The following is a 24445-nucleotide window of genomic DNA, read 5'->3' as shown; positions in this document are numbered from 1 at the left end:
GACCCTTCCATGAGCTTGGTCCTGTTTACAGACCCGGGACTGTTTCTCAACGTTCCGAAGGCAAGAGGTTTTTACGCCGAGGGCTGCCCCGTCGAAAACCCACCCTTTCCATTGCCTGCACCAGAGACCGAAATCTCATTAGACATTGGATCACCTCCTTCCGATACGTTGAACATAACTAGAAGGTAGTACGATTCGTCATTAATGCAAGAGGTCTGATCAGGACACCCGCATCACGATCTTGCCGATATGATTGCTGGTTTCCATCAGCCGGTGGGCCTCCACAACTTCGTCCAGCGTGAAGACCTTGTTGATGACAGGCGCAACCTTGCCGCTTTCGATGAGCGGCCAGACCTGTTCGATAAGCTCATCACGGATGGCGCGTTTCTCGTCAGCGGTACGTGGCCGCATGGTGGAGCCGGTGACGGTCAGGCGTTTGACCATGATTGGCCGCAGATCAACCTTTTCAGCCACGGCGCCGCCCAGAAAGGCGATGATGGACAGACAGCCATCCTTGGCGAGTGCGGCAATGTTCTTTTCGAAATAGGCCGCACCGATCATGTCGAGAACCACATCGACACCCTTGCCATCGGTCTCGGCCTTGATGACGGCGGTGAAATCCTCGTCGCGGTAATTGATGGCCCGTTTGGCACCAAGCTTGACGCAGGCCTCGCATTTTTCCGCAGAACCCGCCGTCGCATAGACATCAGCGCCGAAGGCTTTGGCGAGCTGGATGGCGGTTGTGCCGATACCGCTGGTGCCGCCGTGGATGAGCACGCTTTCGCCTTCGGTCAGGCCCGCCATCTGGAAGAGGTTGGCCCAGACGGTGAAGAAGGTTTCCGGCAGCGCGGCGGCCTTGACGGCGTCGTACCCCTTGGGGAAGGGCAGGGCCTGTCCGGCCGGCACGGTGCAATATTGCGCATAACCGCCGCCATTGGCGAGCGCGCAGACCTTGTCGCCAGGTTTGAATTCGCTGACGCCTTCGCCGAGCGCCACCACTTCTCCGGCAATTTCGAGGCCGAGGATCGGGCTTGCGTCCTTCGGCGGCGGATAGGCGCCCTGCCTCTGCGCGACATCGGGGCGGTTGACGCCGGCCGCCTCGACCCTCACCAGGATTTCGCCTCTGGCGGGGGTTGGCAAAGGTGCTTGCGAAAGCTGCATCACCTCCGGGCCACCATGGGAGGGAAGGTCGATGAAGCGCATTTTTTCGGGCAGGGTCACATTTTCGGGCATGGCCAGGGGCAATTCCTCATTTGTCGGCGTTACCTGAAGATTTAGGACAGATGTACCGCTTAGGGAAGGAGGCCCTTTGTCGCTGATGTCATTTTGTCTCCCCGAACACCCGGATGACGAGGCCGCCTTCGTTTTCTTTCGCGGCTGTCTTGATGCCGGCGATCTCGCTGCCGATGCGCTCGGGATTGGCGATGATCAAACCTTTTGGCAATGTGAGAACGCCGATGGAGCAACGCAGCAAGGCAAAATCCCGCTCATTGCCGCGACGGTCCAGCCCGACCATGCGACCGGCCTGACGGTCCTCTGGCGAATAGAGTTCGGCCACTTCACCGTGAAAATCGCTGAGCAGCCGCTCGAGGATTTCCGTCAGTTCCTCCACCGCCCAGTCACGCACGCCGACGAAGAAGTCGTCGCCGCCGATATGGCCGAGAAAGCAGTCGCCGGCGAAAAAGTAGCGACGCATCAGTGCGGAAAACAGGGTGATGGCGTGGTCGCCGGCATTGAAGCCGTATTTATCGTTGAAGGGTTTGAAATTGTCGAAATCGCAATAGCAGAAGAAACGGGTCTCATCGCCATCACCGCAGCTGTCGGCGATGAAGCCGCCGATGGCGCGGTTGCCCGGCAGCGCCGTCAGCGGGTTCTGGTCCTGCGCCATCTTGAGCTGTTTTTCATTGATGACCTTGATGAGTGATGCGGCTGAGACGATGCCGGCGTAACGCATGTTTTCGGTCAGGATGATGCAGGCGCTGCCGCCCATGCTGGCGAACATGTTCATCAGTTGATCGGCATCGGCGTCGAGACCCACGATCGGCGCAGGATCGACGAAGTGGGAAATGGTGCGCTCGTAGATCTTGTTCTTGAGGAGATCGCGCCCGAAAGGTCGGTAGATGTATTCCTTGAGGTGATATTCGTTGATGACGCCGCGCGGTTCGCCATTGGCGTTGAGCACCGGGAAAAACGCCTGCTGCGGGTTTCTGCGGAACAATTCGAAGACGCTGTCGACGCTGTCATGCTCATAGACGGTGGGAAGACGCTCTATTTCGCGACGGATGAGGATTTCGTCCAGCGACTGGCTGTTGCGCCGCGCCACGCCCACGCGGTTGAGGTGCGGAAAGCTCTCGGGAAGCTCGCTGGTGAAAACCGTCGGCCTGGCGATCAGCCAGCCCTGCACCAGATCGACGCCATATTCGCGGCAGGTGAGAAATTCCGCTTCGGTTTCGATGCCTTCCGCAATGACCCGGACGCCGAGAACATGAGCGATGTTGACGATGTTGCGCACGAGATGCTGCTTGCGCGGAAGATGATCGACACCGCTGATGAAATGCCGGTCGATCTTCAGGTAATCAAGCGGATAGTCGCATAAAAGCTTCATCTCGCCGTGACCGGCGCCGAAATCGTCGATCGCCAGCTTGAAACCTTCCTTGCGCATGCGGGCGATCAGCGCCTTGAACTCCGGCACGCTGGTATTGTCGAAACGTTCGGAAAGTTCAAAGCAGATGGAGGAGGCCGGAATGCCCGCCCGCGCCAGATGGCCAACGAGCTTGTCAAGAATGGCGTCCCCGTGCGGGATAAGCCTTACATCGAGATTGAGGAACAGGGTGGTGGTGGAAAAATCCGCCAGGGTGGAGAATTTAGCGAGCGCCCGGCTTGCCAGCATCTGCTCGAAGGCCTTCAGCTCGCCATCCTCGGCAGCCTGGTCGAGAAGCGCGAGCGGATTGGAAAACCCAAGCCGGTCATGCCCGCGCATCAGTGATTCATATCCGAAAATCGTGCCCGTCGTCGCCTCGACGATCGGCTGAAACGCGGTTTCAAGCACAAGCTTCGCCATGGGAAACATGTGCCCGGAGGCAAACCGCCTTATGACATCGTTCTCCAGCGTTACGGCCGGCATTTCTGTTCTCCGCTATTGCCAGTTCCCCGTTGGTGGCATGACAAGTCAAATGCACACACGGGAACTTGTCTCTTTTCAGCAGACAATCGCAGATTACAGGTCAACAAAAGCTTTCACGACTGTGAAGCTTTAATGAAGGTTTTGTCACGGGCCCCTCAATAGCAAGGGGTATCCGGCAGGCCCTCAGGCCCGGCGCACATGTCCGGTGTGAGCGGCGTAAAGTTCCGCAACATTCAGGCGTTCGCGATCCGCCTCGACAGGTGCTGCAGCCTCTGTATCTGCGCCGTTTGCGGCAGCAGAGGCCGCCCATAGTCTCAGCGCGGCCCTTACGACCTCGCTGCCGGATGCGTAGGCGCCGCTATTCACGGCCTCGCGCATTCTTGCTGCCTGTTCCGGGGAAATCGATACTGTCACCATTGGCATGATATCACTCCCTTGTTCAACCGTTGCGAAGGCATCTCCGGTCCGTGTCGGGACCTGATGGGGATCGCGGTCTTGCGGGCGTTTTTTCAGTTTTCGTCTGGCGCCGCTTCCAGCGAAATTTGTATCACTCAGCATATTAGCACGAAACGTGTTCCATTCCCAATTTGCAGTATATCACGGTTTAGTTTTTCCCCCGTGAGCGGCTCCTCAGCATGGGAGCGGCTAGTCTTATCCGGCCTTGCCCGGTTTTCTTTGATCCATGGCAAATCAGCGACATGAAATGGCGCGTTTTTTATTGATTGATTGATCAATCAAGAATATTTTGCCCGCCATCAAGGAGACCCTTATGCCCAAGATCGGAATGGAGCCTTTGCGCCGCAAGGCGCTTGTGGACGCGGCGTTACGCACCATAGGCCACCATGGTTCGCTGAATGTGACAATGTCGGATATTGCCCGGGAAGCGGGCGTATCTCCGGCGCTTGCGCATCATTATTTCGGCAGCAAGCAGCAGCTCCTTCTGGAAACCATCCGCAGCCTGCTGCGGGATCTGAGGCGCGATGCGGTGGCGGCGCTGACCCGCGCCAATGGCCCGCGCGAACGGCTGAGCGCCATCGTTCACGTCTCTTTCCAGAGCGACCAGTTCACGCCCGAGACGGTGGCGGCATGGCTTGCCTTTTATGTGGAGGCGCAGCGCTCGGAAGAAACGCGCCGCCTGCTGGTGCTCTATTCCCGTCGCCTGCGCTCGAACCTCATGGCAAGCCTGAACCGGCTATGTCCACCCGATGACGCCGCGCGCATTGCGGAAGGGGCGGCAGCCCTTATCGACGGGCTGTATATCAGGCACAGCCTGCGTTCGGCCCCGCTTGGGCTCGCCTCAGCGCCGGCCCTTGTCGAAGACTATTTCGACTTGCAGCTCAAACCATATCCTGATGGACAGCGCCCGAAGCCGTCCGTCCGCATTCTCTAGGAGTATTCGACATGACTATCGCGACGTCTCTCAGGGCGCAGCCCAAAGCCTCGCATTTCATTGATGGCGACTATGTCGAAGACAATGCCGGCACGCTTTTCGAAAGCGTCTTTCCGGCCACCGGCGAAGTCATTGCAAAGCTGCATGCGGCAACGCCCGCGATTGTCGAGCGCGCCATTGCATCGGCCAAACGCGCCCAGAAGGAATGGGCGGCAATGAGCCCCATGGCGCGCGGGCGTATATTGAAACGCGCCGCCGATATCATGCGTGAACGCAACGAGGCGCTCTCCACGCTCGAAACGCTGGATACCGGCAAGCCGATCCAGGAAACCATCGTCGCCGATCCGACCTCGGGTGCCGATGCCTTCGAATTTTTCGGCGGTATCGCGCCTTCCGCGCTGAATGGCAACTACATCCCGCTCGGCGGCGATTTCGCCTATACCAAGCGCGTGCCGCTCGGCGTCTGTGTCGGCATCGGCGCATGGAACTATCCACAGCAGATCGCCTGCTGGAAGGCGGCCCCGGCGCTCGTTGCCGGCAACGCCATGGTCTTCAAGCCATCGGAAAACACCCCGCTCGGCGCTTTGAAGATCGCGGAAATCCTGATCGAGGCAGGGCTGCCCAAGGGCCTGTTCAACGTCATTCAGGGTGATCGCGATACCGGCCCGCTTCTGGTCAACCACCCGGATGTCGCCAAGGTCTCGCTCACCGGCTCGGTGCCCACCGGCCGCAAGGTGGCCGCCGCCGCCGCCGGGCATCTGAAGCACGTGACGATGGAACTCGGTGGAAAATCGCCGCTGATCGTGTTTGACGATGCCGATATCGAAAGCGCTGTCGGCGGGGCGATGCTCGGCAATTTCTATTCTTCCGGTCAGGTCTGCTCCAACGGTACCCGCGTTTTCGTGCAGAAAAAGGCGAAGGACCGCTTCCTCGAAAACCTGAAGCGCCGCACTGAGGCGATGATCCTCGGCGACCCCCTGGATTACGCCACCCATCTCGGCCCGCTGGTCTCCAAAGCCCAGCAGGAAAAGGTGCTTGGCTATATCGAAAAGGGCAAGGCGGAGGGTGCGACGCTGGTAACCGGCGGCGGCATTCCCAACAATGTTGCAGGCGAGGGCGCCTATGTGCAGCCGACGGTGTTTGCAGATGTCACCGATGACATGACAATCGCGCGCGAGGAAATCTTCGGCCCGGTCATGTGCGTGCTGGATTTCGATGATGAGGTTGAGGTTCTCGCCCGCGCCAACGCCACCGAATTCGGCCTTGCCGGCGGCGTCTTCACCGCCGATCTCGCCCGCGCTCATCGCGTGGTCGACCAGCTGGAGGCGGGCACGCTGTGGATCAACACCTACAATCTCTGCCCGGTGGAAATCCCATTCGGCGGCTCCAAGCAGTCTGGTTTCGGGCGCGAGAATTCGGCGGCGGCGCTGGAGCATTATAGCGAGCTGAAGACGGTTTATGTGAGCACGGGGAAGGTGGACGCGCCTTATTGAGATTTGGTGGGGGGGCCACCCTCAGCCCGTTAATCGGAACCAACGCTCATTGAAGAGAGAGCAAATCATGCACGCAGATTACGTCATCGTCGGTTCCGGTTCCGCAGGCTCCGCCATCGCCTATCGCCTGTCGGAAGACGGCCGTTATTCGGTGATTGTCATTGAGGCTGGCGGCTCGGATTTCGGGCCTTTCATCCAGATGCCGGCCGCACTCGCCTGGCCGATGAGCATGAAGCGCTACAATTGGGGCTATCTCTCCGAACCCGAACCGAACCTTGACAATCGCCGCATCACCGCCCCACGCGGCAAGGTCATCGGCGGTTCGTCCTCCATTAACGGCCTTGTTTACGTGCGCGGCCATGCCGAGGATTTCAACCGCTGGGAGGAATTGGGCGCGCATGGCTGGGCCTATGCGGATGTGCTGCCTTATTTCAAGCGCATGGAACACAGCCATGGCGGCGAAGATGGGTGGCGCGGCACGGATGGGCCGCTGCATGTTCAGCGCGGGCCGGTCAGCAATCCGCTGTTCCACGCCTTCATTCAGGCTGGCGCGCAGGCAGACTTCGAGCTGACAGACGACTATAACGGCTCCAAACAGGAAGGTTTCGGCCTGATGGAGCAGACCATCCATAATGGCCGCCGCTGGTCCGCCGCCAATGCCTATCTGAAGCCGGCGCTGAAGCGCGGTAATGTCACGCTGGTCAATGGCTTCGCCCGCAAGGTCGTCATCGAGAACGGCCGTGCCGTCGGCGTCGAAATCGAGCGCAGGGGCGGGGTGGAAACCATCAGGGCCGATCGTGAGGTCATCGTCTCGGCATCGTCTTTCAATTCGCCGAAATTGCTGATGCTTTCGGGCATCGGGCCTGCCGCTCATCTGAAGGACATGGGCATAGAGGTTAAGGCGGATCGGCCGGGTGTGGGTGCAAACCTTCAGGACCATATGGAGTTTTATTTCCAGCAGGTCTCCACCAAGCCGGTGTCGCTTTACTCCTGGCTGCCCTGGTTCTGGCAGGGGGTCGCGGGTGCGCAATGGCTGCTGTCGAAAGGCGGGTTAGGGGCCTCCAACCAGTTCGAGGCCTGCGCCTTCCTGCGTTCAGCGCCCGGCCTGAAACAGCCTGACATCCAGTACCATTTCCTGCCCGTCGCCATCTCCTATGATGGCAAGGCTGCTGCGAAAAGCCATGGTTTTCAGGCACATGTCGGCTACAACCTGTCGAAGTCGCGCGGCAATGTCACGCTGCGTTCCGCCGATCCGCATGACGACCCGGTCATCCGCTTCAACTATATGAGCCACCCGGAAGACTGGGAAAAATTCCGCCATTGCGTGCGCCTCACGCGCGAGATTTTCGGCCAGAAAGCCTTCGACGATTTTCGCGGGCCGGAAATCCAGCCGGGCGAAAAGGTGGAGACGGACGAGCAGATCGACGCCTTCCTGCGCGAACATCTGGAAAGCGCCTATCACCCCTGCGGCACCTGCCGGATGGGCGACAGGAACGACCCCATGGCGGTCGTTGATCCCGAATGCCGGGTGATCGGCGTGGAGGGGCTGCGGGTCGCCGACAGCTCGATCTTCCCGCATGTGACCTATGGTAATCTGAATGGCCCGTCGATCATGACGGGCGAAAAGGCGGCGGACCACATCCTTGGCAAAACCCCGCTGCCGCGCTCCAATCAGGAGCCGTGGGTAAACCCGCGCGCGGCCGTCAGCGACCGGTGAGGATCAATGATAATCGTCCTCGCGCTGGTGGCGAACGGCGGCAATGGTGACTGTTTCCGGGCCGTCGATGCGGAACAGCACGATATAGCCGGATGACCCGAACGGCACGAGGAGTTCACGTATCAGCCCGTTTTCAGAAGATGCCTTACGGCAACTGAAGGGAAAATCGCTTAGAATGTCTAATCCTGCTCTTATGGCGTGAATGGCCTTCTCGGCCACATTGATGTCGTATGCGATCAGAAAATCATAGATGCGATCGAAATCCGCCAGTGCTTCTTCGGTATAACGAAGCTGATATGTCATTTCCGTTTCGCGGCTTTCGCAGCATCGAGTTTTCTTTGCATCATCGAAAGAACATCGTCGGTGCTATAATAGACACCGGTGCGCTCCGCTTGTTCGAGCGACGCCAGCCCGCGCGCAATGAACTCCGCCTGCGATTTGCGGATTTCCACCTGCCTGCGGACCGAATCCTCGACAAATGACGATAGCGTCTCGCCGTCTTTCAGAACGCTTTCTGCCGCCTCGCGGAAATCCGCCGTTACACGCAGCGAAGGCAAAGTTGCGGTTTTCATCTTTTCTCTCCATGCGTTGCATTTGCGATGCGCAGCTTCTGCCATCTGTCGCAACGAGTCAAATGCAAAACTTGCAATCGCCGGCTGGCAGGCAGATAAACGGGTTTCCCGCCCGACAATAACTGAAATCACCGATCTGGATCCCCATGCCCGTCGACTACAAAAAGCTGAAGATGCTCCGCCGTTCCCGTGTTGTGTGGGGTTCATGGCGGGTGTGGAAGCCGAGGGCGGTTTTCTGGATCGGCGCGATTGCGGTGGGCCTTATCAGCGTCGGTTTTGCCTGGGCGGCGGATCGCGCCCAGCATCTTTTCTTCTCGGCAACATCTTCTGGCGAATGGGCGTTTCTGCTGCCGCTTGTCGTGACGCCGCTCGGTTTCACGCTGTGCGCCTGGCTGGCGCTGACGGTTTTTCCCAATGCCGGCGGCAGCGGCATTCCCCAGGCCATCGCCGCGCGGCACCTGCGTGACGACGCGGATCGTTCGCGGCTCCTGTCGCTGAAACTCGCTTTCGGCAAGGTCTTGCTGACGGTCGTCGGGCTTTTGTCCGGTGCGTCAATCGGGAGAGAGGGGCCAACCGTGCAGGTCGGGGCCTCGATCATGCTTCAGGCGGCGCGCTGGGGCGGCATGGCACAGGCAAAGGGTCTTATTCTTGCCGGATCAGCGGCGGGTATTGCCGCAGCGTTCAACACACCGCTGGCCGGCATCGTGTTTGCCATCGAGGAAATGAGCAGGACCTACGAATCCCGGGCAAACGGCCTCGTCCTTACCGCCGTCATCCTGTCCGGCCTTGCCTCGCTGGCGCTGGTCGGCAGCTATACTTACTTTGGCACCAGTTCCGTCATGGCGAAAACCATGATGGACTGGCTGCTCGTGCTGGTCTGCGGCATTGGTGGTGGTGCGTTCGGCGCGCTGTTCAGCGCGGGCGCACTGCGCCTGTCCGCGCGTATCCGGCGCTTCGCCCAGGCCATGCCGTCAAGGCGGATGCTGGCGGTTGCCGCCGCCTGCGGCCTTGCCTCCGCCGTCATCGGTATTGCAACTGATGGCGCGACCTTCGGAACGGGTTACGAACAGGCGCGCGCCGCAATCGAGGGCCAGGCCGCACCGGCCTTCTTCTTCATCGAAAAGCTGGCGGCCACGTTTCTGGCGATGATGTCGGGCATTCCGGGCGGTATATTCGCGCCGTCGCTGTCCGTGGGCGCGGGCTTTGGCAGTACGATGGCGACTTTGCTGGGTACGAGCATCGGCCTTGGCGCCATTGTCGGCATGGCGGGATATTTCGCGGGCGTGGTGCAGGCCCCCATGACGGCTTTCGTAATCATCCTCGAAATGACCGGCAATCATGACGGCGTCATCCCCATCATGGTGGCATCGATGCTGGGATATCTAACCTCCCGGCTGTTCTCCCGGGAGCCGCTCTATCACGGCCTGTCGCGTGTTTTTATTGCCCAGAGCATCCGCGCTAAACGCGCAGCACACGCCGCTGAGACCTGACCCGACTTTACGCGCGGATACCCGCCACTCCGAAATAGCCAAGTCCCGGTATCTTCACGCCGGGCCGGCTGAAATCGAAACCCGCGACCAGGCCGAGGAAATTGACCTCGAAGCCACTGCGTGCGCCGGCCGAAATACCGAACAACCCGCCAAGCGAGAGGCTCGCATCCTTCCAGTCGTCGGCGACGTGGTAAAACGCGCCGTTGGGCAGATAGTCGCGGCCCACCGCGTCTGATGGCAGAACCACACCGAGCTCCGGCACGCTGCGCAGCACATGGGCAACGAAAGTGTTGGAGTTGGGACCGGGATAGATACGATAGCCGCCCGGTTTGCCATAGGGATAGTCGGCAATCGCCTGTTCGATCTTCGGGATCAGTTTTTCCGCTGCCGCCCCATGAATGGCCACCACCTGACGCGGCGTGTTGGAATACCAATAGGCATCCGCCGGATAGCCATTGTGGCGTATCGGCATTCCCCAGCCCACCTTGTCGTAGCGATCGTAGGCCGTCGCGCCCGGCTTTTTCAGCACGATCCAGGCATGGCTGGCGACGGAGCCTTTAAAGCCACCGGTCATGGCGGAAAAAACGTAAACCGCCGCCTGCCGGTCGGCACCTGCTTGCGGCAGGGTGCCGGAAGAAGACCAGCGCGCGTCACGCCAGCCCTGCGGGTGATCCCTCATGGCCCACAACCCCGCCGATGCCAGAGCTGGCAGCAGATAGATGATGGCAATCGCCAGCAGCAGACGTTTTGCAAATTTCACTGATAGCCTCGTGCATCGAAAAATCAATTGCGCTATCAACGACATAAAATCAGAACTTTTTGAGGCCGCAAAAATGAACAATTCCGTTACCGTCGAAGTCCTCAGGGGCAGTCTGGTCGAAAGCCGCCACCAGGGTCTTGCAGTGGTGGTGGATGGCGATGGTGGCGTCGTGTTTTCAGCTGGTGATGTCGAGCGTGGCGTTTTCCCGCGTTCTGCCTGCAAGGCCATGCAGGCGCTGCCGCTGGTGGAAAGCGGCGCGGCGGATGCCTATGGCTTCGGCAATCGCGAACTGGCGCTTGCCTGCTCTTCCCATTCCGGCGAGGATGAACACGCGGCGCTCGCCGCCTCCATGCTCGCAAGGGCGGGCAGGGATGTGGATACGCTCGAATGCGGCGCGCACTGGTCTTCCGACCAGAAGACCATCATCCATCAGGCCCGCACGCGGGAAAAGCCGACGGCGCTTCACAATAACTGCTCCGGCAAGCACTCCGGCTTCATCTGCGCCTGCTGTCACACAGGCACCGACCCCAAGGGCTATGTCGGTTACGACCACCCCCTGCAGCGGGAAATCCGCGCGACGATGGAAAGCCTGACGGGTGCGACGCTTGGCCATGACAATTGCGGCGTGGACGGTTGCTCGATCCCCACTTATGCCGTGCCGCTCAAGGGTCTGGCGCATGGTTTTGCCAAGATGGCGACGGGCAGGGGGCTGGAGGCCGGGCGCGCGCAAGCCTCTCGCCGGCTCTTTGACGCCTGCATGGCGGAACCCTTTTACGTGGCGGGCACCGGCCGCACCTGCACCAGGCTGATGCAGATCGCGCCGGGCAGGATTTTCGCCAAGACCGGAGCAGAAGGCGTGTTCGTGGCCGCACTGCCGGAAAAGGGCATCGCCATGGCGGTGAAATGCGAAGACGGCACGACGCGTGCGGCCGAAGCGATGATTGCCGCAATGCTGGCGAAATATTTCGATGGCGCCGAGAACGAGGCGCTGCTTGCCATGGCAAACCGGCAGATGCGCAACTGGAACGGCATCCATGTCGGCCATATCCGGGTTGTCGGCCTCTAGAGGCATCTCCTGTAAAACTGCGCAGCGGCTTAAGACAAAAAATAAGGCGCGCGGTATGCCTTCGGTTAAACGCGACACGCTTCAGAAATAACCTTTGACGCGGCCCGCTGCCGGCAGGATGATGGATTGCCCTTGCATGTGATGGTCTGCCAGATCGCCGCCGCAGGGGCTGGCGTCTGCACGCGAGGAGGTGGGCGCCCCTCATTGCCCTGGAGGTTGCATATCCATGTTCACACTGTTTTTCTCCCCCGGTTCCTGCTCCCGCGCCAGCCATATCGTGCTTGAGGAATCCGGCCTGCCTTACACGGCCCATCGCGTCAACTTCGCCGAGGGCGAGCAGCGCTCCGAGGCATTCCTGAAGATCAACCCGAAAGGCCGCGTGCCAGCGCTGGCAACGGCAAGCGGGGTGCTGACGGAAACGCCTGCCATCCTCGCCTTCATTGCGCAGATGGCTCCGGAGAAGAAACTCGCCCCACTCGACGATCCCTTCGAATTCGCCCTGATGCAAGCCTTCAACGCCTTCATTTCCTCCACGGTGCATGTCGCCCATGCGCATGGCCGGCGCGGCAGCCGCTGGGCGAGCGAGGATAGTTCCCTGGCGGATATGAAAGCGAAGGTGCCGCAGACCATGACCGATTGTTTCGAACTGATCGAGCACGGCATGCTGCACGGCCCGTGGGTCTTGGGCACCGCCTATTCGGTCGCCGATCCCTATCTATTCGTCATGTCCGGCTGGCTGGAAAGCGACGGCGTGGATATCGCCCGCTTCCCGAAGGTGCATGATCACTTCAGGCGCATGAACGAGCGCCCGGCCGTGCAGCGGGCGCTGGCGGGTGAGAAGGGGTGATGTGCTAAAAAGCTTGCTTCGTCGTCCTCGGGCTTGTCCCGAGGATGACGTCGAGTGCGAAGAGAGGTCTGCCAACTATCCCCTAGCTAGTGCCTTCGTTCACGCCGCCTCGGCGGCCCGGCTGTCCCACATGGACTTGAATGCCGTGCGGGCCTGGCAGCGCTCCAGCCAGGCTTTCAGCGCCGGATGGGCGTCAAACAGCGGCTGGTGGCCCTGCGCGTAACGGACGATTTCCGCCACGTTGAGATCGGCGACGGTGAAACGGTCGCCTACCAGATAATCGTGGCTGGCAAGATGTTGCTCCAGCACCCGGAAGGGCCGCCTCAAAAGACGCGCGGCGACATCGATCACCGCTTTGCCGGCATCGCTTTCCGAAAGCCCTTCGGCGATGGCGGAGGAAATCTTCAGCGAATTGGTCTCGATTTCGGTCGCGGCAAAGAACGACCATTGCAGCATCGCCGCATCTTCCTTCAGGTCGACCGGTGCGAGCGGTCCGCCATATTTGCGGACGAGATAAAGGTTGATGGCCATGGATTCATAAAGCACCATGCCGTCATCTTCGATGCAGGGGATGGTGCCCATCGGATTGATGGCCAGAAACGCGGGGGACAGCGTGTTGAGCGGCGCGTCTGCGGCCAGGGGATCGGCAACGCGGCGGGCCTGCACGACAGGCACGTGCTTGAATTCCATGCCCAGTTCCCCGGCAAGCCAGAGCGTGCGCGTGGCGCGGGAACGGTAGACACCATAGATCGTCAACATCGAAGTCACCCTTTTACCTTTTCGATGGCGGCACGTTAAGGTCTCGTCCTTTTAAAGTGAAGTTGTGGATGTCAGGGTCAACTATGATTTTTTCTGATCCGTCAGGAGGTCTGTATCCGGTGACAGCCGGGCCTCGAAACGGTCGATGAACCGATCGAAAAGCCGCGCGAATGTCTCGACATCTTCCTCCGGCCATCCATCCATCACATCCTGGATGACGCTCATCTTGGTCCGGCGCATTTCCTGAAGCAGACTGGTGCCAAGTGGTGTGATCTCAACGATGCTGCGGCGGGCATCCTCCTGCGAGACGCCGCGTTTCAACAGGCCGCGCCCGACCATATCCGCCACCACCCGGCTGCCGCGCGAGGGGTCGATGCGCATGCCCTCGGCAATCGCACCAACGGTGACATCACCGTCCGCGCGGCGCAATATATCGAGAACGTCGATATGGGAGAGTTCCAGACCCGGAGCCACCTTGGCAAGCGCCATGCGCCCGATGATGCGCCGTCCGATCATGATGCGCATACGCGTCATCGTATTGCCGATGCGCTTGATGTCTTCGGGCAGATCCTCGTTCCAGTCTTCCTCAGTCGACACGCTCAGCCGTTCCTTTCAATCCCGATTTGCGATCACATTTAGCGCCAATATCATGGATGTCAAAAACTTGCCATTGACATATATATGCTAATAGCACACAAATTGTCGCAGCAAAATTGCCGAAACTCAACGAGATTTTTCATGGATATGTCCGTTGCCCCCGTGGCGCCGCTTGTGTCGGATCACCGGCGTAGGCTCATCGTTTTCCTGTTTCTGATGCTGGCCATGTTCATGGCTACCCTCGACAACCAGATCGTCTCGACAGCGCTGCCCACCATCGTCGGCGAGTTCGGCGCGCTGGAGCGTTTCGGCTGGATCGGTTCGGCCTATCTTCTGGCCACCAGCGCCGTCATGCCTGTTTATGGCAAGCTCGGAGACCTGTTCGGGCGAAAATACGTGATGATCGCGGCGGTTATCATCTTCACGCTCGGCTCGCTCGCCTGCGGGCTGGCCTGGTCAATGGATAGCCTGATCGCGGCCCGCGTGCTTCAGGGCCTTGGCGGCGGCGGCATCATGGTGTCGATCTTCTCCGTCAATGCGGATCTGTTCGAACCGCGTGAAAGAGCCCGTTACCAGAGCTATTCCAGCCTCACCATCATGGCGTCCGGCAGCGTCGGGCCCATTCTCGGCGGCACGATGAGCGATCTGTTCGGCTGGCGGTCGATCTTCCTCATCAACCTGCCACTCGGGCTTATCGTCATCACCGGCCTGATTTTCCTGCTGCCCTACCGCCGTCCCGCGCGTCAGCCGAAGATCGACTATCTCGGCGCCGTCCTGCTGGCAGCGACGATCGCAAGCGTCGTCTTCTGGGCCGACAGCAGCGAATTGTTCGGTTCGCTCATCGCCGGTCCCAGCCTCGGTATTATCGCTTTCGCCGTCATCGCCGCCTTCCTCTGGGTGCAGGTGGAACGTCGCGCGCCGGAGCCCGTGGTGCCGCTCAGGCTCTTCAAGGACAGCACCTTTCCGCTGTTGATGATCGTTTCATTGACCAGCGGCGGCATTGGCATCGGCATGGTCAATTATTATGCGCTGTTCCTGCAGACCACGACCGGGCTTTCCCCATCCCATGCCGGCCTGTTCTTCATCGCCGTCACCGGCGGCATCGTCATGGGTTCCCTGTCGGCCGGGCGGTTGATCTCGATCACCGGCGTCTACAAGCCGTTTTCGGTGGCCGGGCTTACTATCAATGTCATCGCCATGCTGCTCTTCACGCAGATGCATGCGGGAACGCCGCTTTGGCTGATTGCGATTCTCATGCTGGCGCAGGGTTTCGCCGTCGGCCTCGGCCAGCAGGCACCCATTATCGGCGTGCAGAATTCCGCGCCGAAGGCCGATATCGGTGCCGCAAGCGGCGCGGTGACGCTCACCCGCATGGGCGGCGCAGCAATCGCCATCTCGGTCTATGGCGCGATCGTCACCTCCAGCCTCAAGGGCGTTGCCGTGACCATTCCGGGTGTAGGACGGATTGAGGAATTGACGCCGAAGATGCTTTCCGAACTGCCCGCGGCATCGCAGGCCGCCGTTGCCTCGCTCTATTCGGATGCCTTCACGCCGCTGTTCTTCGCAGCCGCCGCAACCGCAGCCATCGGCCTTGCCGCAGCACTGATGCTGAAACCGGTCCGGTTGCCAGCCGCAGCACAGGCGGCCAAGCCGGCGGAAAGTGCGGGGGAGTAGGGGGCGGCTGTCCTTATAAGGCGCGGTGAACTCGAGCTGTGCCTTCCTCCGGCAACTTGCTCTTCCCTCATCCCTGTGAGAAGCACAAGGATGAGGGATGGTTCCGGGCCTTTCCAATATGCCCGCGACCTCTGAGCGCGAAAACAAAACTGCACCCCTGGAAATTTAACGCCCGTTCCGCGTTATGCTCGCAGCACTTTAAATTCGCGCGGGCGGCCCTATCTCAATGAATATGAAGCCGGAACAGCTCCTGAACTCCACACCCAAGGGTCTTTATTGCCCGCCGGGCGATTTTTATATCGACCCGGTGCGGCCGGTGGAGCGCGCGTTGATAACCCACGGCCATTCCGATCACGCCCGCGCCGGCCACGGGGCGGTGCTGGCCACACGCCAGACGCTCGATATCATGCGCATCCGTTACGGCGAGGACTTCTGCGGCAGCGAGCAGGCGGTCGCATTCGGGGAGACGGTGGAGGTAAACGGCGTGACCGTCGGTTTCCACCCGGCGGGCCATGTGCTGGGTTCGGCACAGATTTCCGTGGAAATGAACGGCATGCGCATCGTTGCCTCTGGCGATTACAAGCGCGGTATCGATCCCACCTGTACACCCTTCGAAACGGTGCCGTGTGATGTCTTCATCACCGAGGCCACCTTCGGGTTGCCGGTGTTTCACCACCCGCTGCCGCGGGTGGAAATCGGCAAGCTGCTCACCTCCATCAAGCAGTTTCCCGAGCGCACTCATCTGGTCGGCGCTTATTCACTCGGCAAAGCGCAGCGCGTTATCAGCCTCCTGCGCGACAATGGTTATGCCGATCCCATCTATATCCACGGCGCGCTGGCGCGGCTCTGCGATTATTACGTGTCGCAGGGCATCGATCTAGGTGATCTACGCCCCGCGACGCTTGAAAAAAGCGATCCCGCCATCTTCAAGGGCGCGATCGTCGTCGGCCCGCCCTCTGCATTTCAGGAGCGCTGGGCGCGTCGTTTCAACGAGCCGCTGATCGCATTCGCGTCCGGCTGGATGATGGTCCGACAGCGGGCGAAACAGGGCGGCGTGGAGCTGCCTTTGGTCATCTCCGACCACTGCGACTGGCCGGAACTGCTGGAAACCATCAAAGAAATTGGCCCGCAGGCCGTCTGGGTCACGCATGGTCGCGAGGAGGCGCTGGTGCGCTGGTGCGAATTGCAGGGCATTGCTGCCAAACCGCTGCATCTTGTCGGTTACGAAGACGAGGGGGATTGAGATGAAAGCCTTCGCCACCCTTCTCGACCGACTTGTCCTCACCCCATCGCGCAACGGCAAGCTGAAGCTTTTGACCGATTATTTCCGCGATACGCCTGACCCAGACCGGGGGTATGGGCTGGCGGCGATTGCCGGCACGCTGGACCTCAAAAGCGTCAAGCCCGCAATGCTGCGCGAGCTGGTGCTGGAGCGCATGGACGAGGTGCTGTTCCGCTATTCATACGATTATGTCGGCGACCTGGCCGAGACCATCTCGCTGGTCTGGGGCAATATCGGCGGTCTGGATGATTCCGAGGCGCAGGATCCCCGTCTTGGCGAAGTCGTGACGCTGATGAATTCGCTCGGCCGCACCGAGGTGCGCGGAGCGGTGCGCGATCTGCTCGACCGGCTCGATACCTCCTCGCGTTTCGCCTTCCTGAAACTCGCAACCGGCAGCCTTCGCATCGGCGTTTCGGCGCGGCTGGCGCGGCAGGCACTGGCGGATTTCGCGGATAAGGACATCATCGAAATCGAAACCCTCTGGCACGGTCTGACGCCGCCTTACACGACGCTTTTCGCCTGGCTGGAGGGCAAGTCCGAGCGACCGGTTCTGGCAACGCCCGCCATCTTTCACTCGGTAATGCTGGCCACCCCGGTTGCAGACGGCGATCTCGATGGTCTGGACCCTGCCGATTATGCGGCCGAGTGGAAATGGGACGGCATCCGTGTGCAGCTTTCCCGCGCAGGCGAGACGCGCAAACTCTACTCCCGCTCCGGCGACGATATTTCCGGCGCATTTCCCGACGTGCTCGATGCCATCGATTTCGAAGGCGTGATGGATGGTGAATTGCTGATTGGCGGCACGGCGCGCTCCAACAATCTCACGCGCACCTTTTCCGACCTTCAACAACGGCTGAACCGCAAGACGGTGACGGCCAAGATGCAGGATGACTATCCGGCCTTCATCCGCGCCTACGACCTGCTGTTCGATGGCGAGAGCGACATTCGCGCGCAGACCTATCTAGAACGCCGTGGCCGCCTGTCGGATATCATCGAACATGCCCCGCATGACCGCTTCGACCTGTCTCCGCTCATCGGTTTTTCAACATGGGACGAGCTGAATACGCTTCGCGCCGCGCCACCCGATCCGGTGATCGAAGGCGTCATGATCAAGCGCCGCGACAGCGCCTATCAGGCGGGTCGCGCCAAGGGGCCGTGGTTCAAGTGGAAACGCGATCCCTACAATATCGATGCTGTCATGATGTATGCGCAGCGCGGCCACGGCAAACGCTCGAGTTATTATTCCGATTTCACCTTCGGCGTATGGGCGGAAGGGGAGGATGGTGAACAGCTGGTGCCGGTTGGCAAGGCCTATTTCGGTTTTACCGATGCGGAGCTGGAAGTGCTGGACAAGTTCGTGCGTGACAACACCGTCGAGCGTTTCGGACCCGTGCGCGCGGTGCGCGCCACGCCGGATTTCGGTTTCGTGCTGGAGGTGGCTTTCGAGGGCATCAACCGTTCCAACCGCCACAAATCCGGCGTTGCCATGCGGTTTCCGCGCATTGCGAGGCTCCGCGCCGACAAACTCCCGGCGGAGGCGGATCGCCTGGCGACGCTTGTGGCGATGATCGATGGCGTTGATGGGTAGGGGTCTCCGCTGTCTCCCTCATCCCTGTGCTTGTCACAGGGATCCAGCCAGCCCAAGTCCTTGGGCGGATGGGACTCTTCCCGCCGCGCCGATGCGCGTCGACTGGATTCCTGTAACAAGCCCAGGAGTAAGGGAATGTTTCGTCCAGAAAATGTCATGATGGCTGCGAATACATTGTTGTCATTCGCGAATCCGTGATTGGACAGCCTCTCGCCGCAGTGCTGAACTGCTTCTAATGTTTTGATCACTCAGGTGCGCATATGCCAGATAAACGCTTTCTCTCCTCAGCATTCGGACAGGAAGAAAGCGGCGCGACCTTAAGGAGCCTGACGCGGCGCAATCTGCTTGTGGGTGCCATGGGCCTGTCAGCAGCGGCACTTCTGCCCGCAGGTGCGAAAGCGGGCATTCCCACGCCCGAAGTGCTGCCGCTGGAAAAGCAGGATTACGGCGAGGCGCGTAAACGGTTCCATACCCATTTGCTGCGCAAAATGTCCGCTCCGGAAAAATCATCGCCGCTCGGCACACCGCCGGGCGCGGAACGGGTCACCTATCGTGGCGGGCCGGATGGTTCCATTGAGCTTGTGGCCTGGCTTTCACATTATCAGCCCTCGACGGTACTCAAACCCGCGGTGCTTTTCCTGCACGGAGGCAACGCCACCGGTGACGGCCATTGGGCGATGATGAAGCCCTATTGGGAGGCGGGTTTCGTGGTGCTTTTGCCGTCCTTCCGGGGCGAAAACGGCCAGAACGGCAATTATTCCGGTTTCTATGACGAAACAGCGGATGCGCTGGCGGCGGCGACCTATCTGGAAAGCCTGCCCGGTATCGACAGGAAACGCTTCTTCATTGCCGGGCATTCCAATGGCGGCACGCTGACGCTTTTGGCCGCCATGAGCCGCAAATTCCGTGCTGCCGCGCCGATTTCGGCGGGCGTCAATTCATGGCGTTACTTCAACCGCTACTCGGACGAACTCTGTTTCGACGAGACCGACGAGCGGGAATTCATCATGCGCTCTTCGGTCTGTTTCGGCCCCAGCCTCAAATGCCCGGCGCTGTTGCTGCGCGGCACGGAGGAGCGCCCGTTCGACGCCGATCACCAGCTTTTCGTCGACCGCGCCGTGTATTCCGGATTCAAGGTCGACAAAAAACTGCTGCCCGGCACACACAATGGCGTGGTGCCGGGCGCCGTGACGGAAAGCATCCGCTTTTTCAACGAATTTGCATAAAAAAGGGCCGAAAACCGCTTTGCAGCTTTCGGCCCTCTCGTAAAGTCAGGCGCTCTTCTTGAAGTAGCCGAGCAGCCGCATGGCATTGGCGGTGACGAGAACCGTAGCGCCGGTGTCGGCGAAGACAGCGAGCCACAGGCCGGAGAGGCCGGTAACCGTTGTTACCAGGAATACCGCCTTCAGGCCGAGCGCGATCGTTACGTTCTGGTGGATATTGCGCATGGTGGCGCGCGATAGGCCGATCAGGCGGGCAGCATCGCCGACATTGTTGCGCATCAGCGCTGCATCCGCCGCTTCCATCGCCACATCCGTGCCTGAGCCGATGGCGACACCGACGCTTGCAGCCGCGAGGGCGGGTGCATCGTTGATGCCGTCGCCCACCATCACCACGGTTTTCTTCTGGGCAAGCTTGCGGATTTCCTCGACCTTGTTCTGCGGCAGGAGTTCGCCGCGCGCTTCAAGTCCCAGCTTGTTGCCGATTGCCTTTGCCGTGCGGGCATTGTCGCCAGACAGCATAAGCGAGGAAATACCCATCTCCTTCAGTGCCTTGATGCCTTCTGCCGCATCCTTGCGCGGTTCGTCGCGCATGGCGAAGAGACCGCTTGCCGCACCCTCGGCCATGACGACAGCCACGGTCTTGCCTTCGCTTTCCAGTGCGGAAATGCGCTCTGCAAGTTCCGTCGATACGGTCCCGACTTCGGTTGCAAAACGCGGCGCGCCGATGAACAGGCGCTTGCCGCCGACGGTGCCCTGCATGCCACGACCGGAAATCGCCTTGATCTCCGAGCCGGGCAGGGGAGTTACGCCTGCCTTGTTGGCATGGTTGACGATGGCTCTGGCAAGCGGATGGCTGGACTCGTTCTCGATGGTCGCGGCCTGCGCGATCAGCCCGGCCTCGTTGCCGTCAAGAGCCACGACATCCGTCACGACAGGTTCGCCGAGCGTCAGCGTGCCGGTCTTGTCGAAGGCCACGGTTTCGGTGCGTGCCAGCATCTCGATAACCGCACCGCCCTTCACCAGCATACCGTGCCGTGCCGCAGCCGAAAGGCTGGAGGCGATGGCAGCGGGAACGGAAATGACGAGTGCGCAGGGGCAACCGATCAGCAGCAGGGCGAGACCGCGATAAATCCAGGTGTCCCAATCGCCAAGGCCCACAAGCGGCGGCACGACGATGGTAAGTGCGGAAATCGCGACGATCAGCGGCATGTAATAACGCGAGAAGTTCTGGATAAAGCGCTCGGTCGGGGCGCGGGCGTCCTGTGCTTCTTCAACGAGCGTGATGATGCGGGCAATGGTGTTGTCTTCCGGCGCCCGGTCGACCCGAATGCGCAGCGAACCGTCATGGTTGATCGAACCCGCAAAGACGCGTGCGCCTTTTTCCTTGGCGACCGGAATGCTCTCGCCGGTCATCGGCGATTCGTCGACGCTGGATTCGCCTTCCATCACCACGCCATCGGCGGCAATGCGGTCGCCCGGACGCGCCACGACCACCTGGCCGATGCGAACCTTATCGGCGGCCACCTGCCGAAGCGTACCGTTTTCTTCCACCAGTGCCGTTTTTGGCAGCAGGGAACCGAGAGCCTTGATGCCCGAGCGGGCACGTGCGGCGGCAAAGCCTTCCAGCAACTCGCCAACGGAGAACAGCAGCACGACGATCGCCGCTTCTTCCGCCTCGCCAATGATGATCGCGCCGATGGCGGCAATCGTCATCAGCATCTCGATGGTGAAGATCGCGCCAAAACGCGCGGCGTTGAAGGCGTTGCGCGCAATGGGAAACAGCGTGACCAGCGTTGCGACGATGAAGGCGTAACTGCCCCATGCCGGGAAGCCGAGCTCCGCCGCATAGGCAACGGCCACGAGAATGGTGCCGGTGAAGGTGTTGCGCGCCTTGGCCGTGCGCCACCACACGCCTTTTTCATCCGCGCCATGGGCGTGGCCTATGTCGGCGCTCTGCGCGACGTTTTCAACGCTCCCGTGGCTATGCGCGTGCTTCGCATCGTCATGATGGTGGCCGCCGCAGCTTGAGTGGTCGTGGTCGGCGTGGTCATGGCTCGAATGGTCGTGGCCTGAATGATCATGTTTGTGATCGTGATCATGGCCGTGATGACCGCCGCATGATCCATGGTCATGGTCGTGCGCATGATCATGATTATGTTCTTCGACCTTGCCGAGTGCGGTTTTTTCCTGCGGCAGCAAGGCAGGCTTGAAGCCGAGCTTGCGCAGCGTGTCCTCGATCTTGTCGACCGGGGTTTTGTTGTTTGCCAGAGAAAGGTTCAGCCTTTCGCGCGCAACGGATACCTTGACGTCGGCAACACCGGGCAGACGCGAGAGCGCGGTTTCAATCTTGGCCGCGCAGCTGCCGCAATCCATGCCGCCGACAGAGAAGGCCAGGGCATTGTTCTGCTCAATGCTCGGTGGTGCTTCCGCATGGTGATGACCACCGCACGATGAATGGTCATGATCATGCCCATGATCGTAATGTTCCGCCGCAATCTTTTCGCGCGGAGCCTTGTCCTGCGGCAACAAAGCGGGCTTGAAGCCAAGTTTGCGCAGCGTATCCTCGATTTTTGCGACCGACGTTTTGTCTTCCGCCAGCGAAAGGTTCAGCCTTTCGCGCGCAACGGAGACCTTGACGTCGGCAACGCCGGGCAGGCGGGAGAGCGCCGTTTCGATCTTCGCCGCACAGCTGCCGCAATCCATGCCGCCGACCGTGAAGGTCAGGTCTCCTGATTCCCCGTTCAAACTGCCGCGTGTCGAAATATTCATGGTTCTAGCTCCTGAATTCCACTCGACAGCCAATCTGGCACCTCTAGCAACTAGAGGTTCAAGGGCAAAAATGCGCTTTTCCGATTTTTTTTGAAAGGCACACACCAGCCTCGCGCCAGCCGCGCAATGCATCATGCCTTCAAACTTGGTTTCATGAAGCGGTTCAGATGACAGCACTCCTATTGAAAAACTGCCGCCGGGCGGCCTCGCTGGCGGTTATTGCGCTGCTGCCTTTCCTGAGCGGCTGCCTTTTCGTGACGGATACGAGCCGGATGAACCCGGACGTCTTCGTTCAGGAAACGGCGCCGGTGTTCAATTTCAATTCCGTAAGCTCCAATCGCCAGCCGGAACTGCCACCACAGCCGGGTCAGCTTTCCACGCGCCCGCCGGATCTGTTCAGAACCCGCTTCCATCAGGAATACGGTCCGCCGGTGCGCGGGCAGGGCCTGAGCGCGCCGCAGGTGCAGGGATTGAATGTGCCGCAGGCGCAAGGTCAGGCGATGGCCTATGGCCTTCCAGTCTCCAATCCGCTGCACCGGGTCATGTATGGCCCGATTCGCGATGACGACCGGTCCCTGCCGGCCATTCCCTATGGTCGCATCGATCCGCGTTATCTCCGGCAGGAGGTGAGCTACCAGACAGCGGAAGCGCCGGGTACCATCGTCGTGGATACGAAGCAGCATTTTCTCTATCTGGTGCAGCCGGGCGGCAAGGCTATCCGGTATGGCGTTGGCCTCGGGCGCGACGGTTACGCCTGGTCGGGTCGCGGCAAGATCCAGTGGAAGGCGAAATGGCCGCGCTGGACGCCGCCCGACGAAATGGTCAGGCGCCAGCCGGAACTCACCTCCATTTCCGCCGCCAATGGCGGCATGACGCCGGGTCTCAACAACCCACTCGGCGCGCGTGCCCTTTATATTTTCAAGGACGGCAAGGACACGCTTTACCGCGTGCACGGAACGCCCGACTGGCAGTCCGTCGGCAAGGCAACTTCGTCCGGCTGCGTGCGCATGCTCAATCAGGATGTGATCGACCTCTACGAGCGCGTACCGAAGGGCGCACAGATTGTGGTTATCTGACCACTTTCTAAAAGAAAGCGCTGCATCGTGGGGTTCCCCCAGCGCCTTCTGACTGGCTTTTAGCGGTCGGTTAACTATTTTCGCAATACGCCTGTGTACGTGGAACAAACGATGTACAACGGCGATATAGCCGTTCGAAATGTGGGACAATCCGGCCTTATGACAAGCACCGACACAGATCTTTCCAGACGCACTTTCCTTTCCCTTCTGGGTATTTCCTCCGCTTCGTTGCTGGCGGGCTGCGCTTCTTCCGGCACGGGTGAAGCCATTCGCCAGCAGGCGAGCAGCATCGGCAGCGATTTCCGCCAGATGTTCTCGTCGGGCGTTAGCGATGCGGAACTGGCCGTCATGTACGGTTCGGTCGAGGATGGCGGTTACGTCATTCCCGCGGTTCCCTACCAGAAGATCGACCGGCGTTATTATCGTCAGCGCGTCGTCGATCCGACCGGCGAACGCCCCGGCACCGTCGTCGTGGATACGCGCTCGCGTTTCCTCTATGTCGTGGAGCAGGGCGGCAGCGCCATGCGTTACGGCGTCGGCATCGGCCGTGATGGTTTCGCCTGGTCCGGCGAAGGCGTCATCCAGTGGCGCCAGAAATGGCCGAAATGGACCCCGCCGGACGAAATGGTCGCCCGCCAGCCGGAACTGGTCAAATATTCTTCCAAGAACGGCGGCATGCCACCGGGCCTGAAAAACCCGCTCGGTGCCCGCGCGCTCTATATCTTCCAGAACGGCAAGGACACGCTTTACCGCCTCCATGGATCGCCGGAATGGAACTCCATCGGCAAGGCCGTCTCTTCCGGCTGCGTACGCCTGATGAACCAGGACGTCATCGACCTCTATGACCGCGTGCCGCAGAAGGCACGTGTGGTTGTTTGGCAGTAGGTCTGACTGGAAGCTCTGATAGGCATCCGCTAAATTAACTGGCGAATAATGGCTGCAACATGAAGCATGTTGTGGCCATTATTTATTTCTAATATATCGACATTATTTTTAATGTTAATAATCAATTCTGTAG

21 protein-coding genes are annotated in these 24445 nt (G+C 60.3%); 12 read left to right on the top strand and 9 right to left on the bottom strand.

The features are described 5' to 3' along the window. Positions 1-219 precede the first annotated feature (219 nt). From GH784_RS15875 to GH784_RS15865, 3 genes are all read right to left on the bottom strand, one after another. Positions 220-1233: an NAD(P)H-quinone oxidoreductase gene (locus GH784_RS15875; protein ID WP_003511875.1), complete on the bottom strand. Its 1014-nt coding sequence runs from the start codon at positions 1231-1233 to the stop codon at positions 220-222. Positions 1234-1321: 88 nt separating this feature from the next. Next, entirely contained in the window at positions 1322-3124 is a 1803-nt protein-coding gene (locus tag GH784_RS15870) for a GGDEF domain-containing protein (protein ID WP_013635646.1), read from the bottom strand. Between the two features lie 183 nt (positions 3125-3307). After that, positions 3308-3547, bottom strand: coding sequence for a ribbon-helix-helix domain-containing protein (locus tag GH784_RS15865; protein WP_065702807.1), 240 nt, complete (start codon positions 3545-3547; stop codon positions 3308-3310). Between the two features lie 346 nt (positions 3548-3893). On the opposite strand from GH784_RS15865, the gene betI reads away from it, so the two are divergent. From betI to betA, 3 genes are all read left to right on the top strand, one after another. Continuing rightward, positions 3894-4514, top strand: a complete 621-nt coding sequence (gene betI, locus GH784_RS15860; RefSeq protein ID WP_003511878.1) for a transcriptional regulator BetI — start codon at positions 3894-3896, stop codon at positions 4512-4514. A gap of 11 nt (positions 4515-4525) precedes the next feature. Next, positions 4526-6007, top strand: coding sequence for a betaine-aldehyde dehydrogenase (betB, locus tag GH784_RS15855; protein WP_065702706.1), 1482 nt, complete (start codon positions 4526-4528; stop codon positions 6005-6007). A 67-nt stretch (positions 6008-6074) separates the two neighbouring features. After that, on the top strand, positions 6075-7724 hold the full coding sequence (betA, locus tag GH784_RS15850) for a choline dehydrogenase (RefSeq protein ID WP_153793578.1): 1650 nt from the start codon (positions 6075-6077) through the stop codon (positions 7722-7724). Positions 7725-7727: 3 nt separating this feature from the next. On the opposite strand, the gene GH784_RS15845 is transcribed toward betA, so the two are convergent. Next, on the bottom strand, positions 7728-8027 hold the full coding sequence (locus tag GH784_RS15845) for a type II toxin-antitoxin system RelE/ParE family toxin (RefSeq protein ID WP_003511881.1): 300 nt from the start codon (positions 8025-8027) through the stop codon (positions 7728-7730). After that, positions 8024-8296 carry a YlcI/YnfO family protein gene (locus tag GH784_RS15840; protein WP_003511882.1) on the bottom strand — a complete coding sequence of 91 codons (273 nt, stop codon included), beginning with the start codon at positions 8294-8296 and terminating at the stop codon, positions 8024-8026. Before GH784_RS15840 ends, GH784_RS15845 begins: the two co-directional genes overlap by 4 nt. 146 nt (positions 8297-8442) lie before the next feature. Between GH784_RS15840 and GH784_RS15835 the strand changes: the two genes are divergently transcribed. After that, entirely contained in the window at positions 8443-9786 is a 1344-nt protein-coding gene (locus GH784_RS15835) for a chloride channel protein (RefSeq protein WP_065702702.1), read from the top strand. A gap of 7 nt (positions 9787-9793) precedes the next feature. Here GH784_RS15835 and GH784_RS15830 read toward each other — a convergent pair whose 3' ends face one another. Continuing rightward, positions 9794-10546, bottom strand: coding sequence for a DUF3750 domain-containing protein (locus tag GH784_RS15830; RefSeq protein ID WP_003511884.1), 753 nt, complete (start codon positions 10544-10546; stop codon positions 9794-9796). Positions 10547-10619: 73 nt separating this feature from the next. Between GH784_RS15830 and GH784_RS15825 the strand changes: the two genes are divergently transcribed. Both GH784_RS15825 and GH784_RS15820 read left to right on the top strand, forming a co-directional pair. Beyond that, positions 10620-11612: an asparaginase gene (locus GH784_RS15825; protein WP_065702701.1), complete on the top strand. Its 993-nt coding sequence runs from the start codon at positions 10620-10622 to the stop codon at positions 11610-11612. Between the two features lie 226 nt (positions 11613-11838). Then, complete coding sequence (locus tag GH784_RS15820) at positions 11839-12459, top strand: glutathione S-transferase family protein (RefSeq protein WP_013635651.1); 621 nt, start codon at positions 11839-11841, stop codon at positions 12457-12459. A gap of 99 nt (positions 12460-12558) precedes the next feature. Here the strand turns inward: GH784_RS15820 and GH784_RS15815 are convergent, their stop codons facing one another. Both GH784_RS15815 and GH784_RS15810 read right to left on the bottom strand, forming a co-directional pair. Continuing rightward, complete coding sequence (locus GH784_RS15815) at positions 12559-13218, bottom strand: glutathione S-transferase family protein (protein WP_003511889.1); 660 nt, start codon at positions 13216-13218, stop codon at positions 12559-12561. Positions 13219-13299: 81 nt separating this feature from the next. After that, positions 13300-13815 carry a MarR family winged helix-turn-helix transcriptional regulator gene (locus GH784_RS15810; RefSeq protein ID WP_003511890.1) on the bottom strand — a complete coding sequence of 172 codons (516 nt, stop codon included), beginning with the start codon at positions 13813-13815 and terminating at the stop codon, positions 13300-13302. A gap of 141 nt (positions 13816-13956) precedes the next feature. On the opposite strand from GH784_RS15810, the gene GH784_RS15805 reads away from it, so the two are divergent. The 4 genes from GH784_RS15805 (at position 13957) to GH784_RS15790 (ending at position 19585) form a co-directional block, all read left to right on the top strand. After that, positions 13957-15489 carry an MDR family MFS transporter gene (locus tag GH784_RS15805; RefSeq protein ID WP_019564151.1) on the top strand — a complete coding sequence of 511 codons (1533 nt, stop codon included), beginning with the start codon at positions 13957-13959 and terminating at the stop codon, positions 15487-15489. 226 nt (positions 15490-15715) lie between these two features. Continuing rightward, complete coding sequence (locus tag GH784_RS15800; protein ID WP_065702699.1) at positions 15716-16732, top strand: ligase-associated DNA damage response exonuclease; 1017 nt, start codon at positions 15716-15718, stop codon at positions 16730-16732. 1 nt (position 16733) lies between these two features. Continuing rightward, positions 16734-18359: a cisplatin damage response ATP-dependent DNA ligase gene (locus tag GH784_RS15795; RefSeq protein WP_003511896.1), complete on the top strand. Its 1626-nt coding sequence runs from the start codon at positions 16734-16736 to the stop codon at positions 18357-18359. Positions 18360-18619: 260 nt separating this feature from the next. Beyond that, positions 18620-19585 carry an alpha/beta hydrolase family protein gene (locus GH784_RS15790; RefSeq protein WP_003511897.1) on the top strand — a complete coding sequence of 322 codons (966 nt, stop codon included), beginning with the start codon at positions 18620-18622 and terminating at the stop codon, positions 19583-19585. A 45-nt stretch (positions 19586-19630) separates the two neighbouring features. Here the strand turns inward: GH784_RS15790 and GH784_RS15785 are convergent, their stop codons facing one another. Then, positions 19631-22351, bottom strand: a complete 2721-nt coding sequence (locus GH784_RS15785; RefSeq protein ID WP_065702697.1) for a heavy metal translocating P-type ATPase — start codon at positions 22349-22351, stop codon at positions 19631-19633. A 167-nt stretch (positions 22352-22518) separates the two neighbouring features. Between GH784_RS15785 and GH784_RS15780 the strand changes: the two genes are divergently transcribed. Next, positions 22519-23427, top strand: coding sequence for a L,D-transpeptidase (locus GH784_RS15780; RefSeq protein WP_019564146.1), 909 nt, complete (start codon positions 22519-22521; stop codon positions 23425-23427). Between the two features lie 159 nt (positions 23428-23586). Continuing rightward, positions 23587-24312 carry a L,D-transpeptidase gene (locus tag GH784_RS15775; RefSeq protein ID WP_013635657.1) on the top strand — a complete coding sequence of 242 codons (726 nt, stop codon included), beginning with the start codon at positions 23587-23589 and terminating at the stop codon, positions 24310-24312. Positions 24313-24445 lie beyond the last annotated feature (133 nt).

This window comes from Agrobacterium tumefaciens (assembly GCF_009649785.1).
GTDB classification, from domain to species: domain Bacteria; phylum Pseudomonadota; class Alphaproteobacteria; order Rhizobiales; family Rhizobiaceae; genus Agrobacterium; species Agrobacterium tumefaciens.
The sequence above is the reverse complement of the archived record's forward strand: the minus strand, read 5'-3'. Positions and strand labels throughout refer to the sequence as shown.

Bases quoted from the DNA above. Each gene is read 5' to 3' on its own strand.
- GH784_RS15875 (WP_003511875.1), bottom strand. From the start codon at position 1,233: ATGCCCGAAAATGTGACCCTGCCCGAAAAAATGCGCTTCATCGACCTT.
- GH784_RS15870 (WP_013635646.1), bottom strand. From the start codon at position 3,124: ATGCCGGCCGTAACGCTGGAGAACGATGTCATAAGGCGGTTTGCCTCC.
- GH784_RS15865 (WP_065702807.1), bottom strand. From the start codon at position 3,547: ATGCCAATGGTGACAGTATCGATTTCCCCGGAACAGGCAGCAAGAATG.
- betI (WP_003511878.1), top strand. From the start codon at position 3,894: ATGCCCAAGATCGGAATGGAGCCTTTGCGCCGCAAGGCGCTTGTGGAC.
- betB (WP_065702706.1), top strand. From the start codon at position 4,526: ATGACTATCGCGACGTCTCTCAGGGCGCAGCCCAAAGCCTCGCATTTC.
- betA (WP_153793578.1), top strand. From the start codon at position 6,075: ATGCACGCAGATTACGTCATCGTCGGTTCCGGTTCCGCAGGCTCCGCC.
- GH784_RS15845 (WP_003511881.1), bottom strand. From the start codon at position 8,027: ATGACATATCAGCTTCGTTATACCGAAGAAGCACTGGCGGATTTCGAT.
- GH784_RS15840 (WP_003511882.1), bottom strand. From the start codon at position 8,296: ATGAAAACCGCAACTTTGCCTTCGCTGCGTGTAACGGCGGATTTCCGC.
- GH784_RS15835 (WP_065702702.1), top strand. From the start codon at position 8,443: ATGCCCGTCGACTACAAAAAGCTGAAGATGCTCCGCCGTTCCCGTGTT.
- GH784_RS15825 (WP_065702701.1), top strand. From the start codon at position 10,620: ATGAACAATTCCGTTACCGTCGAAGTCCTCAGGGGCAGTCTGGTCGAA.
- GH784_RS15820 (WP_013635651.1), top strand. From the start codon at position 11,839: ATGTTCACACTGTTTTTCTCCCCCGGTTCCTGCTCCCGCGCCAGCCAT.
- GH784_RS15815 (WP_003511889.1), bottom strand. From the start codon at position 13,218: ATGTTGACGATCTATGGTGTCTACCGTTCCCGCGCCACGCGCACGCTC.
- GH784_RS15805 (WP_019564151.1), top strand. From the start codon at position 13,957: ATGGATATGTCCGTTGCCCCCGTGGCGCCGCTTGTGTCGGATCACCGG.
- GH784_RS15800 (WP_065702699.1), top strand. From the start codon at position 15,716: ATGAATATGAAGCCGGAACAGCTCCTGAACTCCACACCCAAGGGTCTT.
- GH784_RS15795 (WP_003511896.1), top strand. From the start codon at position 16,734: ATGAAAGCCTTCGCCACCCTTCTCGACCGACTTGTCCTCACCCCATCG.
- GH784_RS15790 (WP_003511897.1), top strand. From the start codon at position 18,620: ATGCCAGATAAACGCTTTCTCTCCTCAGCATTCGGACAGGAAGAAAGC.
- GH784_RS15785 (WP_065702697.1), bottom strand. From the start codon at position 22,351: ATGAATATTTCGACACGCGGCAGTTTGAACGGGGAATCAGGAGACCTG.
- GH784_RS15780 (WP_019564146.1), top strand. From the start codon at position 22,519: ATGACAGCACTCCTATTGAAAAACTGCCGCCGGGCGGCCTCGCTGGCG.
- GH784_RS15775 (WP_013635657.1), top strand. From the start codon at position 23,587: ATGACAAGCACCGACACAGATCTTTCCAGACGCACTTTCCTTTCCCTT.